At 72.5% G+C, this 16,861-nt stretch carries 13 protein-coding genes; 6 read left to right on the top strand and 7 right to left on the bottom strand.

The window, feature by feature from the left end; genetic code table 11:
• Positions 1-270: 270 nt before the first annotated feature.
• Positions 271-1,779, bottom strand: a complete 1,509-nt coding sequence (locus BJK06_RS14715; RefSeq protein WP_070418508.1) for a sensor histidine kinase — start codon at positions 1,777-1,779, stop codon at positions 271-273.
• A gap of 156 nt (positions 1,780-1,935) precedes the next feature.
• Between BJK06_RS14715 and BJK06_RS14710 the strand changes: the two genes are divergently transcribed.
• The gene (locus BJK06_RS14710; RefSeq protein ID WP_070418507.1) at positions 1,936-2,310 is read left to right on the top strand and encodes an Rv3235 family protein; all 375 of its coding nucleotides are present in this window, start codon (positions 1,936-1,938) and stop codon (positions 2,308-2,310) included.
• Between the two features lie 78 nt (positions 2,311-2,388).
• Here the strand turns inward: BJK06_RS14710 and secA are convergent, their stop codons facing one another.
• From secA to mtrA, 6 genes are all read right to left on the bottom strand, one after another.
• The gene (gene secA / locus BJK06_RS14705; protein WP_070418506.1) at positions 2,389-5,169 is read right to left on the bottom strand and encodes a preprotein translocase subunit SecA; all 2,781 of its coding nucleotides are present in this window, start codon (positions 5,167-5,169) and stop codon (positions 2,389-2,391) included.
• 158 nt (positions 5,170-5,327) lie between these two features.
• Positions 5,328-6,035 carry a ribosome hibernation-promoting factor, HPF/YfiA family gene (hpf, locus tag BJK06_RS14700; protein ID WP_070418505.1) on the bottom strand — a complete coding sequence of 236 codons (708 nt, stop codon included), beginning with the start codon at positions 6,033-6,035 and terminating at the stop codon, positions 5,328-5,330.
• A gap of 184 nt (positions 6,036-6,219) precedes the next feature.
• Positions 6,220-6,948, bottom strand: a complete 729-nt coding sequence (locus BJK06_RS14695; RefSeq protein WP_070418504.1) for a ComF family protein — start codon at positions 6,946-6,948, stop codon at positions 6,220-6,222.
• 95 nt (positions 6,949-7,043) lie between these two features.
• Complete coding sequence (locus BJK06_RS14690; protein WP_070418503.1) at positions 7,044-8,726, bottom strand: LpqB family beta-propeller domain-containing protein; 1,683 nt, start codon at positions 8,724-8,726, stop codon at positions 7,044-7,046.
• A complete protein-coding gene (gene mtrB / locus BJK06_RS14685) occupies positions 8,726-10,408 on the bottom strand; it encodes an MtrAB system histidine kinase MtrB (protein WP_254791888.1) in 1,683 nt (560 codons plus the stop codon). Before mtrB ends, BJK06_RS14690 begins: the two co-directional genes overlap by 1 nt.
• Before the next feature lie 5 nt (positions 10,409-10,413).
• Positions 10,414-11,088 (bottom strand): MtrAB system response regulator MtrA, encoded by a 675-nt coding sequence (mtrA, locus tag BJK06_RS14680; RefSeq protein WP_070418502.1) that lies wholly within the window; start codon positions 11,086-11,088, stop codon positions 10,414-10,416.
• A gap of 148 nt (positions 11,089-11,236) precedes the next feature.
• On the opposite strand from mtrA, the gene BJK06_RS14675 reads away from it, so the two are divergent.
• The 5 genes from BJK06_RS14675 to BJK06_RS14655 are packed head-to-tail and all read left to right on the top strand — an operon-like array spanning position 11,237 to position 16,860.
• Positions 11,237-12,640, top strand: coding sequence for a glycerophosphoryl diester phosphodiesterase membrane domain-containing protein (locus BJK06_RS14675; RefSeq protein ID WP_181015098.1), 1,404 nt, complete (start codon positions 11,237-11,239; stop codon positions 12,638-12,640).
• Positions 12,637-13,275 (top strand): DUF4129 domain-containing protein, encoded by a 639-nt coding sequence (locus BJK06_RS14670; protein ID WP_070418500.1) that lies wholly within the window; start codon positions 12,637-12,639, stop codon positions 13,273-13,275. The genes BJK06_RS14675 and BJK06_RS14670 overlap by 4 nt, the downstream gene beginning before the upstream one ends.
• Entirely contained in the window at positions 13,272-14,516 is a 1,245-nt protein-coding gene (locus BJK06_RS14665; RefSeq protein WP_070418499.1) for a DUF4350 domain-containing protein, read from the top strand. Before BJK06_RS14670 ends, BJK06_RS14665 begins: the two co-directional genes overlap by 4 nt.
• A complete protein-coding gene (locus tag BJK06_RS14660) occupies positions 14,513-15,508 on the top strand; it encodes an AAA family ATPase (protein WP_374930683.1) in 996 nt (331 codons plus the stop codon). Before BJK06_RS14665 ends, BJK06_RS14660 begins: the two co-directional genes overlap by 4 nt.
• Positions 15,508-16,860, top strand: coding sequence for a DUF58 domain-containing protein (locus BJK06_RS14655; RefSeq protein WP_070418498.1), 1,353 nt, complete (start codon positions 15,508-15,510; stop codon positions 16,858-16,860). Before BJK06_RS14660 ends, BJK06_RS14655 begins: the two co-directional genes overlap by 1 nt.
• Position 16,861: the final 1 nt, after the last annotated feature.

The following is a 16,861-nucleotide window of genomic DNA, read 5'->3' as shown; positions in this document are numbered from 1 at the left end:
CGCTTTCGTTGTGCGGCCGCGCGCCGCGGCTGCCGTCGAGGCGTGCGCGCCGGCGCGCGCCGCGCGACGAACCACGTTCCCGACGTCGAACCAGGGCCGGACGGTGGTTCGACGTCGGGAACGTGGTTCGATGCGGCCCTGGCGGGCGCACGCCGCGCCTCCAGGCGGTTGCGCGTGCCTGCGCACAACGGAAAGCAGGCGACGCCGCGCCACCGCGCGGTTTGGGCACACGCCGCGCCTTCAGGCGGTTGGGCGCGGGCGCGGAGCGCGCTACGCGGCGCCCGGCGTCGCCGTCAGCCAGCGGAACGGGATCGTGATGGTCACCTCGGTGCCGCTGCCGGTCAGGGTGTGCCAGTCGATGGTGCCGCCGAGCTCGCCCTGGATCAGCGTCCGGACGATCTGCGTCCCGAGGCCCGACCCGACCTTGCCCTCGGGCAGACCCCGTCCGTTGTCGCGGACCTGGATGTCGAGGTGGTCGTCGAAGCGCTCCGCCACGATCTCGACCTCGCCGTCGCGGCCGTCCAGCCCGTGCTCGACGGCGTTCGTGACCAGCTCGGTGAGCCCGAGCGCGAGCGGGGTCGCCGCCTCGGAGGGCAGCACCCCGAACTCCCCGGTCTTCTTCGGGCGGACGGTCGTGTTGTGCGACGCCGCGACCTCGGTCACGAGCTTCAGCACGGAGTCGAAGACCTCGTCGAAGTCGACGTTCTGGCTGAGGCCGGTCGACAGGGTGTCGTGCACCACGGCGATCGCGGCCACGCGGCGCATCGCGTTCTGCAGCGACGTCCGGGCCTCGTCCGAGTGGGTGCGGCGCGCCTGGATGCGCAGGAGCGACGCCACGGTCTGCAGGTTGTTCTTCACGCGGTGGTGGATCTCGCGGATCGTCGCGTCCTTGGTGATGAGCTCGCGCTCCTGGTGCCGCAGCTCGGTGACGTCGCGGCAGAGGACGATCGCACCGATCCGCTCGCCGTGGTCACGGAGCGGGATCGACCGCAGCGAGACCGTGACGCCCTTCGACTCGACGTCGGCACGCCACGGGGCACGGCCGGTGACGACCAGGGGCAGCGACTCGTCGACGTCGAGCTGCGCACCGATGAGCTCGGTCGTGACCTCGGCGAGGGACTTCCGCTCGAGCTCGCCCTCGAAGCCCATCCGGTTGAAGGCGCTGAGGCCGTTCGGGCTGGCGAACGTGACGATCCCGTTCGTGTCGAGGCGGAGCAGGCCGTCGCTGGCGCGCGGTGCACCGCGTCGGGGTCCGGCCGGCGCACCGATGTCGGGGAAGTCACCCGTGGCGATCATGCCGAACAGGTCGTTCGCGCTCGCGGTGAAGTTGAGCTCCTGGCGGCTCGGGGTGCGCATCTCGTCCTGGTTCGAGTGCCGCGTCACGACCGCGATCGGGCGCTCGGTCGTCTCGGCGCTGTTCGCGCTCAGCCGCCGGAGCACCGGGATCGCCCGGACGCGCGTCGGGGTGTCCTCGTACCAGTCCGGCTCGGCGGAGTCGACGACCTTCGCGCCGACGAAGCTCTCGGTGACCTGTTCGCGCCACTCCTCGCGGATCTCCTGCCCGACGATGTCGCGGTAGAAGAGCGTCGCCGCGGAACTCGGGCGAGCGTGCGCCACCGCCACGAACGAGCCGTCCTCGGCGGTCGGGACCCAGAGGACCATGTCCGCGAAGGACAGGTCGGCGAGCAGCTGCCAGTCCCCGACGAGCAGGTGGAGCCACTCCACGTCGGCTTCGGAGGAACGGCCTTGTGCGAGGACGAGGTCACTGAGGGTCGACACCCGCCCAGTCTAGGTGCGCACCACTGTGGACAACTCCGCTCTCTCCACAGGCACGATGACAGTCATATTTCTCATGTTGTACTCGCTCTACGCTCAGCCCCGACGAAAGGGGCAGGGGTGGCCGAGGAAGCACGCCGGATCAATGACGCAGAGCCGATGGGGGACGTCCCGCGACTCAGCGCGGTACCGCCACCGACCGACGTCGAGGACACCGCTCGCGCGCTCGGCCTCTGCGTCGCCGAGATCCTGACGGGGTCACGCGAGGTCGACAGCATCGCCCGGTGGATCACCGACGAGGTGCACCGGCACCTGCAGCAGCGGGCGGCTGTGGCGGCGCGGGCCCGGCAGCTCGGCAGCCGGTCGCGCGGACGGGCGCTGCTCCGGGTCGGCAGCGTCATCGTGTGCCGCCCGGCCGACGGGGTCGCCGAGGCGACGGTCGTCGTGCACACGCGCAGTCACGCCCGTGCGGTCGCGATGCGCCTGGAGGAACGGCAGGGTCGCTGGCGCGCGACGGCGGTCGGGGTCCTGTGACGCCCGTGACGTGACCGGGAGACGGACAGGAGGCGCAGTGCCAGCCGGCACCGCGCCTCCTGTCGGGACGTGGTCGCGTCAGCCCTTCTTGGCGGCCTGACGACGCTCGGCACGGTTGCCCGCGGCAGCCTGGCCGGACGCGGTCGCGGCGTTGCCGAACGCGGAGCCCTGCTCCGGCCCGGCGGCCGCCTCGGCCTCGGCCTGCGCCTTCTGCGCCCGCGCGGTCGCGGCCTGCTCGAGGCGACCGCGCTCGTCGCGGACCTCGACCTCGCCGTCGATCGACGGAGCGGAGTACTCGAGACCGGAGACCTCGTCCTCGCCGAGGCCCTTGGCCTCGATCACGGCGTTCTCGCCGTCGGACTGGACCTGCACCTCGAGGTTGAAGAGGTAGCCGACCGACTCTTCGCGGATCTGGCCCATCATGCTCTGGAAGAGCGCGTAGCCCTCGCGCTGGTACTCGACCAGCGGGTCACGCTGTGCCATCGCACGGAGGCCGATGCCGTCCTTGAGGTAGTCCATCTCGTAGAGGTGGTCGCGCCAGCGGCGGTCGATCACCGAGAGGACGACGCGGCGCTCGAGCTCACGCATGGCCTCGTCGCCGAGGAGTTCCTCGCGCTGCTGGTAGGCGAGCTTGGCGTCGGAGAGGATCTCGCGGCCGAGGAACTCGCGCGAGGCCTTGCCCTTCGAGCCGGCCTCGGTGATGACCTCGTCGATGGAGATCGAGATCGGGTACAGGGTCCCGAGCTCGGTCCACATGGCGTCGAGGTCCCAGTCGTCCGCGTTGCCCTCGGCGGTGCGGGAGTCGATCACGTCGTCGACGACGCTCTTGAGGAACGACTGCGCACGGTCGTGGATGTCGTCGCCCTCGAGGATGTGGCGGCGGTCGCTGTAGATCGCTTCACGCTGGCGGTTGAGGACGTCGTCGTACTTCAGGACGTTCTTGCGGATCTCGGCGTTGCGGCCCTCGACCTGCGCCTGGGCCGACCGGATCGCACGGCCGACGAGCTTGTTCTCGATCGCGAGGTCGTCCGGGACGTTCGAGCGGCCCATCAGGCTCTCGGCGGCACCGGAGTTGAACAGGCGCATGAGGTCGTCGGTGAGCGACAGGTAGAAGCGGCTCTCGCCCGGGTCACCCTGACGGCCGGATCGACCGCGCAGCTGGTTGTCGATGCGACGGGACTCGTGGCGCTCGGTGCCCAGGACGTAGAGGCCGCCGACCTCGCGGACCTTGTCGGCCTCGTCCTTGATCTCGGCCTTGACGCGGTCGAACACGTCGTCCCACGCGGCCTCGTACTCTTCCGGAGTCTCGGTCGGGGACAGACCCTTGGCGTGCATCTCCTGCACGGCGAGGAACTCCGAGTTGCCGCCGAGCATGATGTCGGTACCACGACCGGCCATGTTCGTCGCGACCGTCACGGCGCCGAGTCGACCGGCCTGGGCGACGATCGCGGCCTCACGCGCGTGGTTCTTCGCGTTGAGGACCTCGTGCTTGACGCCCTTCTTCGCGAGGAGCTTCGACAGGTACTCGGACTTCTCGACGCTCGTGGTGCCGACGAGGACCGGCTGGCCCTTCTCGTGGCGCTCGGCGATGTCCTCGGCGACCTGCTCGAACTTCGCCTTCTCGTTCTTGTAGACGAGGTCGGTCTGGTCGATGCGCTGCATCGGCTTGTTCGTCGGGATGGGGACCACGCCGAGCTTGTACGTCGACATGAACTCAGCCGCTTCGGTCTCGGCCGTACCCGTCATGCCGGACAGCTTCTGGTAGAGGCGGAAGTAGTTCTGCAGCGTGACCGTGGCGAGGGTCTGGTTCTCGGCCTTGACCTCGACCTTCTCCTTCGCCTCGATCGCCTGGTGGATGCCCTCGTTGTAGCGACGGCCCATCAGGATGCGGCCGGTGTGCTCGTCGACGATGAGCACCTCGCCGTTCATCACGACGTAGTCCTTGTCCCGCTTGAAGAGGGCGACGGCCTTGATCGAGTTGTTCAGGAACGAGATGAGCGGGGTGTTCGCCGACTCGTACAGGTTGTCGATGCCGAGGTAGTCCTCGACCTTCTCGATGCCGGGCTCGAGCACGCCGACGGTGCGCTTCTTCTCGTCGACCTCGTAGTCCTCGCCCGGGGTGAGGCGGGTCGCGATGGACGCGAACTCGGTGAACCAGCGGTTGGCCTCGCCCGAGGACGGACCGGAGATGATGAGCGGCGTGCGGGCCTCGTCGATGAGGATCGAGTCGACCTCGTCCACGATCGCGAAGAAGTGGCCGCGCTGCACCATGTCGGATGCCTGCCACGCCATGTTGTCGCGGAGGTAGTCGAAGCCGAACTCGTTGTTCGTGCCGTAGGTGATGTCTGCGGCGTACTGCTCGCGACGCTCGGCCGGGGACTGGTTCGCGATGATGCAGCCGGTCGTCATGCCGAGCGCACGGAACACGCGGCCCATGAGCTCGGACTGGTACGACGCGAGGAAGTCGTTGACGGTGATGACGTGCACGCCGCGCGACGGGATGGCGTTGAGGTACGCGGCCGTCGTGGCGACGAGGGTCTTGCCTTCACCGGTCTTCATCTCGGCGATGTTGCCGAGGTGCAGCGCGGCACCGCCCATGAGCTGCACGTCGAAGTGCCGCATGCCGAGGGTGCGCTTCGCTGCTTCCCGCACGGCGGCGAACGCCTCGGGCAGCAGGTCGTCGAGGGTCTCGCCGTTCGCGTAGCGCTCGCGGAGCTCCTTGGTCTCGTCCTGGAGTTCCTCGTCGGTGAGGCTCGCGAAGTCGTCCTCGAGGTCGTTGATGGCCGAGGCGTACGCCTTCAGCCGTCGGAGGGTGCGTCCTTCGCCGATGCGGAGGACCTTCTCCAGCACGTTTGCCACGTGAGCTCCTTACGAGATCGTCACGCGCGACCTGCGCGATGCGAACAGCCAGTCATGCTAGCAACCCGTCGACTCCGGCCGCTGTGAACAGCGCGGGTGTGCGCGGCCCGCGAACGGTCCGCGCACACCCGGGTTCGGTCTGCCGTACTGAGCGATCGTCAGGCGATCGCGACCGCCGGCTCGGACTCCGACGCCGCTGCCGGAGCGTGCTCGGTGGACGGGTCGTCGATGCCGATCACGCCGTAGTCCCAGCCCTTGCGGCGGTAGACAACGCTCGGCCGGTGCGTCTCCGCGTCGACGAACAGGTAGAAGTCGTGCCCGACGAGCTCCATGAAGTACAGGGCGTCGTCGACCGTCATGGGACCGGCTTCGAAGACCTTGTGCCGGATCACGACGGGGCTGTAGACCTCGTTCTCGTCGTCCTCGGCGTTCGCGTCGACCACCGGGACGGCACCCGTCGCGACGTCCTCGATGAGCTTGCCGTCGGCCGGGACGACGCCCATGCGCTCGAACGCGGTGCCGGACGCCTCGGACACGGAGGTCGGACGGTGGCGGCCGCGGTGCACCTTGCGGCGGTCGCGTGCTCGGCGGAGTCGTTCCATGATCCGGGCGAAGGCCAGATCGAAGGCGGCGTACTTGTCCGACGCTGCGGACTCCGCCCGTACGAGGGGGCCGGGGCCGATCAATGTCAGCTCGACGCGGTCCTCGCCCTGGGAACCGCCCGATTTCTCGTTGTGGCGGCTGATGCGCACCTCGAAGGCGAGGGCGCGGTCGGCGAGCACGTCGATCTTCTCGGACTTCTGTTCGACGTAGGTGCGGAATCGGTCGGTGACCCCGATGTTCCGGCCCGTGATCGTCACGTCCATGTGGCGGCTCCCATCCAGACTCAGCGCGTCGCCTCCATCCGGCGATCCTGAACGCCTTGCCGCGAGGCTAGACCCGGTGGCGCTCCGGCGTCACGCGATGTCGGTGAGTCGCCAGGACACCCACCGGACACACAGTGGCCGCCGAGCGTTCACCGATGCGCCGAGGGTCTTCGACGGGCGCACCTCAGTCGTCGACGCTCGCGACCGCGACGCACCGCACGACCCGGCCACCGGCGGCACGCACGGCGCGGACGGCCTCAGCCATCGTGACGCCGGTGGTGACGACGTCGTCCACCACGACGACGGCTCGACCGGCAACGCCCGTCACCGAGAGGGTGCCGACCGTCGCGGCCACCCGTTCCACAGCGCTCCGTTCCTTCTGCCCACCGCGCACTGCGCCGGCACCGACGCCGACACCTGCACCGGCACCGACGCCGGCAACGACGCCGGCGCGGCGCCGCACCAGCCCTCCTGCCCGCACCCGCGACATCGCCCGCGACCGCCGCACTCCCCCGCGCGCCGCCAGCAGCACGACGGGGTCGAACCCCCGCCGCCGAGCACCCTGCCGCGACGGCGGTACCCGCAGCAGTACGGCCCCGGGACCGGCGTCGGCGAGCGCCGCCCGCACGAGCCCACCGAACCGGGCGCCGAGGGGCCGAGCGAGGTCCACCCGCCCACGCAGCTTGAGCTCGAGGAGCATCGTCCGCACGAGTCCCGTGTACTCGAACGCCGCGTCCAGCCGGACCCCGGCGACGAGACGCACCCGGCGGGGCATCGCGTCGAGCGCGTGTCGGCACGCGGCGCAGAGTGCCCGGTCGGGCCGGCCGCACCCGACGCAGTCCACCGGCAGGAAGAGCCCGAGCACCGCGACGGCCGCGTCGAGCCACGGCCGCAGCCTGTCCCGTGTCGTCATGCCGACGATCCTGACCGCCACCCACCACCGGGCGGGGGCCGATCCGTGGGGCTGGGGACGCGCCTCCTGGACCGCCGCCCTGTGGAGGAGCGACCTCAGCGCTGCACGCCGAGCACGTCCGCACTGATCCCGGTCGTGACCCAGCCACCGCCGGTCGACTGCAGGACCGACCCGTCGGACATCCGCAGGAGCATCGAGCCGCCGCTCCCGCCGACGATCTCGGTCGCCCGGCCGTCGGGCTTCGGCAGGGTGCTCGACTGCCCACCGATAGTGGAGCGGACGACGTCCGGGCCGGAGGACGTCTGCCCGACCGAGGCGACGTCGGAGTCGCTGATCCAGGCGGCGCCGACGGCGTTGCCCGTGGCGGCCTGCACGCGCACCGGGGAGCCGAGCGCGGTCGGTGTGCGGTCGGCGCCGCGGACGATGGCCATCACGTACAGGCTCGGTCCGTCGTTCGTCTGGATGAGCGCGAGGGCCCTGGTCGAGTCGCGCGAGACCTGGAACGACACGAGGTCGCCGGCCGGGAGCGTCGTGTTCACCGCGTGCGGATCGCCGCCGAGGCCGTAGGCCGTGACCCGGCGGGTGTTCTTCTCGGACGCGACCCAGACGAACCCGAGGTCGTCGATCGACGGCGGGACCAGGCCGTCGGTCGCGTCGATGCGCAGGTGCGAGCGTCCGCGCACGACCGTCACGCCGTCGCCGTTCCCGACCACCGCAGCGGTCCCGGACGCGGACAGCGCGAACGAGGACGGCCCGAGGTCGCCGATCTCCGCGCCCATGCCGTTGCCGAGCGGTGCGATCTTCCCGCCGCCGAGGGCCGAGTAGCCCACGGTGCCGTCCTGGTCGACGAGCGGGCGGGCATCGACGTCCGGGTTCTGCTGCGCGTCGGACCCGCTGCCGTCGGGGACGGCGAAGGTCGTGCCCTCGGCCGTGATGTCGACGGAGGACACCGTGGCGACCGAGGCGAGCGACTTGCTCAGCTGCTCGCGCATCCGGATCCGGTCCTGACTGCTGGCGCGCAGGGCGTCGCTGGACAGGTCGACGAGGGCGGTCCCGCTCTGGATCGTGACGGCGTTCAGGGAGAGCTGCGTGCCCTCGGGGAAGGCGGTGACCACGGCCCCCTTGAGCCAGCTCGCGGGTCCGGCGAGCAGCGCGCTCGCGATGCGGGTGCTCGTCGACGACCGGGCGAGGAACCAGCGCTCGTCGGGCACGAGGAACTTGTACGTCGGGTCGTAGAAGTAGAGCGCGTGCTGCTGGAACACCGACTCGAAGTTCACCGGCGACAGGATGATGCCGTCGGGGGCGTAGGCGATGCGCCACTCGCCGTCCTCGCGGGTGAACTGGAACGTCAGCGTGGACGAGGTCGGTCGGACCGCCTGCGTGTACTCGCCGTCGGCGTCCACCGAGGCGCTGGCGGTGAGGGTGTAGGTCAGCTCGCGTTCGCCGACCCGCTCGATCGCCGGGTTGCCGGGCTGGATCGTCACCGAGCGCCGGGGGTTCCACTTCGTCGAGAAGTTCGAGGCGAGGAACTCCCGGGCCACGGCGTAGTCGTCCGCCGCACCGGTGCCGGCCGCGATGAAGCCGCGGAGGATCGTCGTCTGGTCGGCGCCGGGCACGGGCTTGCCGGGCCGGTAGTCGACGCCGGACACCGACTGGTCCTTGATCACGCCGCCGGAGCGCACCGCGCCGTCGGTGGGGATCGCGGCGCAGGCGGACACGGCGACGATCGTCAACGCGGCGAGCACCGTGGCGACCAGGGTGCGGAAGCGGGTGCGCATCAGTCGTCCTCCCTGACGGCGCGGGGGCCGTCGTACGACTCGTCGAGGTCTGGCAGCGGGATCGCCGAGGTCGTCACGGTGACGCGGTCGTTGCGCGGCAGCGTGAGCACGAAGGTGGAGCCCTCGCCGGGGCGGGACCACACGTCGATGCGGCCGCCGTGCAGGTTCGCGTCGCCGAGCGAGATCGCGAGTCCGAGGCCGGTCCCGCCGATCGTCCGCTTGCGGCTCGGGTCGGCGCGCCAGAACCGGTCGAACACGCGGGCGGCGTCCTCCGGCGGCATGCCGACGCCCTGGTCGCGCACGGCGATCGCGACCGAGCGGGCGTCGCTGTCGACGACGACCTGCACGGGCTTCGCGTCGCCGTGCTCGATCGCGTTGCCGACGAGGTTGCGGAGCACGCGGCGGATGCGCTTCGCGTCGAGCTGCATGGTGGTGTGCCCGCCGGGTGTGGCGAGCTGCAGGTCGATGCCGGCGCGTTCGGCGAGCGGCCGGAACTCGTCGACGATGTCGGTCGCCAGGGCCGCGGGGATGACGGGCTCGGGATCGAGGTGCACCGCCTGCGCGTCGAACCGTGAGATCTCGAGGAGGTCGGCGAGCAGGAGCTCGAACCGCTCCACCTGGGCGTGCAGGAGCTCGGCGGACCGACCGACCGACGGCTCGAAGGCGTGACGGGAGTCGAACAGCATGTCGCCGGCGAGCCGGATGGTCGTCAGCGGGGTCCGGAGCTCGTGGGAGACGTCGGAGACGAACCGCTGCTGCACGCGGGAGAGCTCGGCGAGCTGGGTGATCTGTCGGCTCACCGCGTCGGCCATGCCGTTGAAGCTGCGGGCGAGGGTGGCGATGTCGTCGTTGCCCCGCACCGGGATGCGTTCGTCGAGCCGGCCGGCGGCGATCTTCCGACTCGTCTCGGCCGCGCCCCGGATCGGCACGACCACGAGCCGGACGACGAGCGAGGTCACGAGGGCGATGAGCACCATGAGCGCGACACCGCCGATCGAGAGCGTCTGCGAGACGAAGTCGAGGGTCTGCTGGGCGTCCGACAGGTCGTAGACGAGGTACAGCTCGTACTGACCGGCACTCGGGATCTGCAGGGTCGACCCGACGGCGAGGCCGGGCTGGTGGCGGCCGTCGTCGTCGAGGCGCACGGGCTGCAGGCTGAGCGTGCCGGTGTTCTTGCCGACCTGCTTCCGGAGGGCGTCGGTGATCACGGCGTCCGGGAAGCCCTGGCTCGCGACGTTCTGCACCGTCTGCGGCCCGGGCTGGTCGGGACTCCGCTCGATGGCGATGCTCGTGCCGCCGGGGCTCGTGGTGTTCGACAGGATCGCCTGCTGCGCCTCGCTCTGCAGGGTCTCGAGCTCGCTCTGGTTGTTGTCCTCGCCCGCGGTGGCCGCGTCGAAGATGCCCTGCGCGACGATCGTCGCGCGTGCCGACTCGGCCTCGATCTGGTCGCGGCGCTGCGAGTAGACGTTGTTCGAGATGCTGATCATGACGGCCGTGCCGATGATCGCGACCGCGAGGCCGGTGGTCATCACCGTGATCGCGACCGACCGGAACATCAGGGACCGGCGCCACACGTACGCCGCGGCCCGCCAGCCACGCCGGACCCACCGTCGAAGGCGACGGCCGGCACGGGCGAGCCTGCCCTGCACGGCGACGCCGCCGGTCGACGCTGCGGATGGCACGGTGCTCAGGCTCCTCCGGCCCGGTACCCGACGCCGCGCACCGTGGTGACGATCTTCGGGTTGTCGGGGTCGTGCTCGATCTTCGCGCGGAGGCGCTGCACGTGGACGTTCACCAGGCGGGTGTCCGCCTTGTAGTGGTAGCCCCAGACCTGTTCGAGCAGCATCTCGCGGGTGAACACCTGGTTCGGCTTCTCGGACAGCGCCCGCAGCAGGTCGAACTCGAGCGGGGTCAGCGCGATGACGGCGTCGCCGCGACGGACCTCGTGCCCGGCGACGTCGACGGTGAGGTCGCCGACGTGCAGCACCGTCGCGTCGGCGGCCGTCGGGCGGAGCCGGGTGCGGATGCGGGCGACGAGCTCCTTCGGGTTGAAGGGCTTCACGACGTAGTCGTCGGCGCCGTTCTCGAGCCCGGCGACGACGTCGGACGTGTCGCCCTTGGCGGTGAGCATGATGATCGGCGTGCCGCTCTCGGCGCGGATGCGCTTGCAGACCTCGATGCCGTCGATGCCCGGGAGCATCACGTCGAGCAGCACCAGGTCGGGCTTCGTCCCGTGGAACGCGTCGATGGCGTCGTTGCCGTCGGCGCTGAACTCGGGTTCGTAGCCCTCGGAGCGGAGGACGATGCCGATCATCTCGGCGAGGGCCTGGTCGTCGTCGACGACGAGGATGCGCGGTGTCATGTGATGGGGACTCCGTGTGACGTGCAACGGTACCCGGTCGGCACCTGACCACTCACGATAGCCGAGGCCCCGTGCGACGGCGTTTTCCGACAGGATGGGTGTCGACCGCGCCTTCCGCGTGCTCGGTCGGGACCACGAGGGGGCGGCGATGTCCGATTGGCAGGTACCGGGGGCGCCCGGCGGTCCGCAGGACGGTCGGGGGAACGGCCCAGGAGGCGCGGCTCGGCCCCCGGGGCAGCAGCCGTCCGCCCCGTGGCCGGGCCAGTCCGGTGGGCCGGGTCGGCCGCCGGGGCCGCCGCCGGCCGGGTCGCGGCCGGTCATCCCGCTGCGACCGCTCGGGCTCGGTGACGTCCTGAGCGGCGCCTTCACCGTGTTCCGCCGCAACGCGCGGGTGCTCCTGCTCTGGAGCGTGCTGCTCAGCGGGGTCCTCGGGCTGCTCTCCACCATCGCGAGTGCGTTCGGCCAGCGTGCGATCCAGTCCCGCATGCTCTCGGCGGTCGACGGCGACGTGGACGGCCAGACGTCGATCCTCGCCGGATCGGTGACGCTCTGGCTGGTGCTGTCGATCGGGCTCCCGTTCCTGGCCTACCTCGGGCGCGGCTTCCTCGTCGCCCCGGTCGCCGCGGACACCGGACAACGCATCCTCGGACGGCGCGCCACCTTCCGCGGGCTCTGGGCGCTCCTCGCCGGACGACGCTGGTCGGTGGTCGCCTGGATCCTCCTGCAGCTCGCAGCCGGTGCCGTCATCGGGATCGTCTTCGTGCTCGTGCTGGTCGGCGCCGCCGCCGGGCTCTCCGGCAACGGGTCGGGCATCGGCGGCTTCCTGCTCACCTTCTTCGTGCTCGGCCTCGGTTTCACGGTCGTGCTCGTCTGGCTCGGGACGAAGTTCGCGTTCACCGTCCCGACCATCGCGCTCGAGGGACGCCCCGTCTTCCAGGCCGCGGCGCAGTCGTGGCGGCTCACCCGCGGAGCCTTCTGGCGCACCTTCGGCATCATCCTGCTCGTGCAGGTGATGTTCGCCTTCGCGGTGTCGATCGCCTCGGTCCCGCTCACGATCGGTGCGACGCTCGTCGGCGGCACGTTCGACCCGCTCGGGCAGACCGATGCGGGGTCGGGAGCCGGGGTCGGCGGGCTCGTGGCGATCGTCGTGGGGAGCCTGCTCGGGATCGCGGTGCAGTGCATCACCGACGTGCTCTCCGCGTCCGTCGTGACCTTCCTGGCGATCGACCGCCGCATCCGGACCGAGGCGCTCGACCAGCGGATCGCGTCGCACCTCGAGACCGGACAGCCGGGAGACCCGTTCGCGCCGTCGCCGCGGGTGGACCGGCCGGCGTGGCCGGGGCAGGGGCAGGGGTGGCCGGGTGCCGGTCCGGGGCCGCAGCAGCCGTGGCCGGGGCCGACCTGGCCCGGTGGCGGTCCGGGTCCGCAGCAGCCGTGGCCTGGCCAGCCGTGGCCGGGGCAGCCGGGCGCGGGCGGCCAGCAGCCGGGCGGCCCGACGCCGCCGCAGTGGGGCGGCGAACCCGGACGGTACCCGCCGGACGGCCGCGCATGACGATCGACCCCGACGACGCACGACGGCTCCTCGAACGCGAGCTCGAGCGGTCGGAGTACGACGGTGCCCACGTGACGTGGTGGGACCGTGCCTCGCGTGCGGTCCTCGACTGGCTCGGCTCGCTCCGCGCGGACGGCCTCGGCTCCCCCGCGGTCGCGCACACCCTGCTCTGGACGGCCGTCGTCGTGCTCGTCGCGGTGGTCGTCCTCGTGGTCGTCGCCCGCGGACTCCCCCGGCGTCGCGCTCGGCTCGCGGACGGGCAGGTCGGCGGGGTGTTCGACGACGACGACCTGCGTCCCGCCGGTGCCATCGCCGAGGACGCCCGAGCAGCCCTGCGCGCGGGTGACTGGTCCCGCGCCGTGCTCGACGGGTACCGTGCCCTCGCCCGTGGGCTCGGGGAGCGCGACCTCGTCCCCGACGTCCCCGGCGCCACCGCGCGTGCCATCGCCGGCCGGGCGGCCGTGGTCTTCCCGGCCGAGGCCGCGCGGCTCGAGCGCGCCGCGGCCACCTTCGACGAGGTGCGGTACCTCGGCGCCGACGCGACCGAGCGGAGCGCCCGCGACGTCCTGGACACCGAGCACGCCGTCCGGACGGCACGCCCCGCACGGACGACGACCCCGGCGGTCCCCGCGTGACCGCGACCGCCACCCCGTCCGCACCGTCGGGAGCAGCCTCGACCTCGACCGCGCCGCGCCGCGCGGGCCGTGGGCTCCGCGTCGGCTTCTGGGTCGCCATCGTCCTGGTCGGCACGGTGCTCGCCGTGCTCACGGCCGTCGTCGGGCGGACCGGTCCCGGGCAGGCGCCGCTCGACCCGACCTCCGCGACGTCGAGCGGCGCGAAGGCACTCGTGCGGGTGCTCGAGCAGCAGGGCACCGACGTCCGGATCGTCGACCGCGCCGACCGGATCGGGGACGGCACCGTGTTCGTCGACGACGAGCAGGGCGTCCTCGACCGAGGCGTCGCGCGGCGGATCGCTCGGCAGGCGGACCACGTCGTCCTCGTGTCGACGGCCCCCGCGACGCTCGAGGCGTTCGGGCTCGACGTCGAGCCGGTCACGCAGGTCGGCGGGGACGACACCGTGTCCACCGCCTCGTGCGCGATCCCGGCCGCTGCCGGGGCCGAGCGTGTGACCCTCGGCGGCACCGGGTACGCCGTGCCGGACGGCGGCCGGGCCCCCAGCGGCACCGACCTCTGCGCACCGTCCGGCTCGGGCGGCGACCGGGCCTACGGCCTCGTCCGGACGGCGACCCCGGCCGGTGACGTCACGCTCGTCGGGACCACGGCGGCGTTCCGGAACGACACGATCACCACCGCCGGCAACGCCACCCTCGCCCTCGGCCTGCTCGGCGACGACGCGACGCTCACCTGGTACACGCCGACCCCCGGCACGTCGGACGCGGCACCGACCCTCGGGTCGCTCGCACCGCCGTGGGTACCGAGCGCACTCGTGCTGCTCGGACTCGTCGCCGTCGCCGCCGCGGTCTGGCGCGGCCGCCGGCTGGGCCCGCTCGTGGTCGAGCGGATGCCGGTCGTCGTCCGTGCCGCCGAGACCACCGAGGGCCGTGCCCGGCTCGCCGCACGCACCGGCGACCGGACCCACGCGCTCGACACGCTCCGGATCGCGGCCCTCCGTCGCACGGCACGCCGGCTCGGGCTCCCCCGGTCGGCCCACGTCGACGAGGTCGTCCGGGCCGCGGCACGCGCCACCGGGATCCCCGACCGGCGCGTCGGGGCGGTCCTCGTCGGCGGCCCGGCCACCGACGACCGGGCCCTCACCGCCGGGGCAGCGGCGCTCGACGACCTCGAGCGCGCCGTCCTCGCCGCGACCACCGGCGCCCAGCAGACCGACCGAGACCACCGAGGAGCACGACCGTGACCGATCCGTCCACCACCCAGACCCCGCAGGCGACCCCCGCTGGTGATCCGTTGCGCGACGTGTTCGGACGGCTGCGCGCCGAGGTCGGCAAGGCCGTCGTCGGGCAGGAGGGCGCCGTCTCCGGGATGATCGTCGGCATCCTCGCGCAGGGGCACGTCCTGCTCGAGGGCGTCCCCGGCGTGGCGAAGACCCTGCTGGTCCGGAGCCTCGCCGCCGCGATGTCGCTCGACACGAAGCGGATCCAGTTCACGCCGGACCTGATGCCCGGCGACGTCACCGGCTCGCTCGTGTACGACGCCTCGACGGGCACCTTCCCGTTCCGCGAGGGACCGGTGTTCACGAACGTGCTCCTCGCCGACGAGGTGAACCGGACGCCGCCGAAGACCCAGTCCGCACTCCTCGAGGCCATGGAGGAACGCCAGGTCAGCGTCGACGGCGACGCCCGGGTGCTGCCCGATCCCTTCTTCGTCGCGGCGACGATGAACCCGATCGAGTTCGAGGGCACGTACACGCTCCCGGAGGCCCAGCTCGACCGCTTCCTCATGAAGCTCACGCTCGACGTCCCGCCGCGGGACGTCGAGTGGCAGGTGCTCCGTCGGCACGCGGACGGCTTCGTGCCGCGGGACGTCCGGTCGGCCGGGATCGCACCGGTCCTCGGGGTCGACGAGGTCCTCGCCGCACAGCGCGCGGTCCGCGGGGTCGGGGCGCGGGACGACGTGCTCGCGTACATCGTCGACCTCGCCCGCGCCACCCGGCAGGCGCCGTCCGTCCGGGTCGGGGTCAGCCCCCGCGGTGCGACCGCCCTGCTCGCCGCCGCGAAGGCCTGGGCCTGGCTCACCGGCTACGACGCGATCACGCCGGACCACGTCCAGGCCATGCTCCTGCCGGTGTGGCGGCACCGGCTGCGGGTGGCCGCCGACGCCGAGCTCGAGGGCGTCGGTGCCGACGGGGTGCTGCAGCAGGTGCTCGAGCAGGTCCGGGTGCCGATCTAGTGGCGATCTCCGGCCGGTTCGTCGCGCTCCTCGCCGTCGCGATCGTGCCCACCGTGCTGCTCGGCACGGGATGGGCGGGTGCGGCCTGGGCGGGCGTGGTCGTGCTGGCGGCCCTGCTCGACGTGCTGCTCGCCGCCGACCTCACCGCCGTGCGCGTCGAGCGGCGGATGCCCCGGCTCGCCCGCCGGGACACCACCGCCGACGGCACCCTCGTGCTCGCCAACGACGGCCGCCGGACGCTCCGCGGTGTGGTGCGCGACATGTGGGAGCCGTCCGCCGGGCAGGCCCCGCGCCGCATCGACCTGCAGGTGCCCGCCGGGGAACGGCGGACCGCGCGCATGCGGTTCGCCCCGTTCCGTCGCGGCCGCCGGGCCTCCGCCGGCGTCGCCGTGCGTGCGTTCGGGCCGCTCGGGCTCGCCGCACGCCAACGCGTCCTCGTGGCGCCCGCCGAGCTGGTCGTCACGCCACCGTTCCGGTCGCGTCGGCACCTGCCCTCGCGGCTCGCGCGGTTGCGGGAACTCGACGGCGAGACCACCCTCCAACTGCGGGGCCACGGCACCGAGTTCGACTCACTGCGGGACTACGTGCGCGGCGACGACGTCCGGTCGATCGACTGGCGTGCGACCGCCCGCCGCCAGGACCTCGTGGTGCGCACCTGGCGTCCGGAGCGGGACCGTCGGGTGATCGTCGTCGTCGACGCCGGGCGTGCCGGTGCCGGCCGAGTCGACGACGAACCGCGGCTCGACACGTTCATCGAGTCCGCGCTGCTCCTCGGCGCACTCGCGGCGGCCGCGGGCGACCGGGTGGACCTCGCCGTGCTGGACGACGCCGTCCGGGGTCGCGTCCACGGTGCCACGCGCACCGACGTCGTGCAGCGGTTCGGCGAGACGCTCGCGCTCGCGGAACCCGGGATCGCGGCCACCGACTGGTCGGCGGTGCCCGGGCTCGTCGACTCGATCACCACCTCCAGGGCCCTCGTGGTGCTCGTGTCGAGCCTCGACTCGGTCGGCGCGTCGGGTGACCTGCTCGCCGTGCTCCCCCGCCTGACGCGGCGGCACGCGGTCGTCGTCACCAGCGTGACGGACCCGGCCGTCGAGCGGATGGCGAGCGGGGCGGTGGGCCCGGCGGTCTCGGGACCGGGGCGGCGGGGCGGACGCGTGCCGTCCCTCCAGGGCCGTGCCGAGCGCGACGTGTACCGACGCGCTGCCGCCGAACGCACGCTCCTCGATGCCGACGGCGTGGCGGACGTGGCGCGCCGCGCCGGGGCCGAGGTCGTCCGGGCCGCACCCGAGCAGGTGCCGCCGCTGGTCGCGGACGCGTACATCCGCGCGAAGGCGACCGGACGGCTCTAGG

It is taken from the genome of Curtobacterium sp. BH-2-1-1, assembly GCF_001806325.1.
Taxonomy (GTDB): domain Bacteria; phylum Actinomycetota; class Actinomycetes; order Actinomycetales; family Microbacteriaceae; genus Curtobacterium.
The sequence above is the reverse complement of the archived record's forward strand: the minus strand, read 5'-3'. Positions and strand labels throughout refer to the sequence as shown.

Excerpts from the sequence above, each read along its gene's own strand:
- BJK06_RS14710 (WP_070418507.1), top strand. The coding sequence starts at position 1,936 with ATGGGGGACGTCCCGCGACTCAGCGCGGTACCGCCACCGACCGACGTC.
- hpf (WP_070418505.1), bottom strand. The coding sequence starts at position 6,035 with ATGGACGTGACGATCACGGGCCGGAACATCGGGGTCACCGACCGATTC.
- BJK06_RS14695 (WP_070418504.1), bottom strand. The coding sequence starts at position 6,948 with ATGACGACACGGGACAGGCTGCGGCCGTGGCTCGACGCGGCCGTCGCG.
- BJK06_RS14690 (WP_070418503.1), bottom strand. The coding sequence starts at position 8,726 with ATGCGCACCCGCTTCCGCACCCTGGTCGCCACGGTGCTCGCCGCGTTG.
- mtrA (WP_070418502.1), bottom strand. The coding sequence starts at position 11,088 with ATGACACCGCGCATCCTCGTCGTCGACGACGACCAGGCCCTCGCCGAG.
- BJK06_RS14675 (WP_181015098.1), top strand. The coding sequence starts at position 11,237 with ATGTCCGATTGGCAGGTACCGGGGGCGCCCGGCGGTCCGCAGGACGGT.
- BJK06_RS14670 (WP_070418500.1), top strand. The coding sequence starts at position 12,637 with ATGACGATCGACCCCGACGACGCACGACGGCTCCTCGAACGCGAGCTC.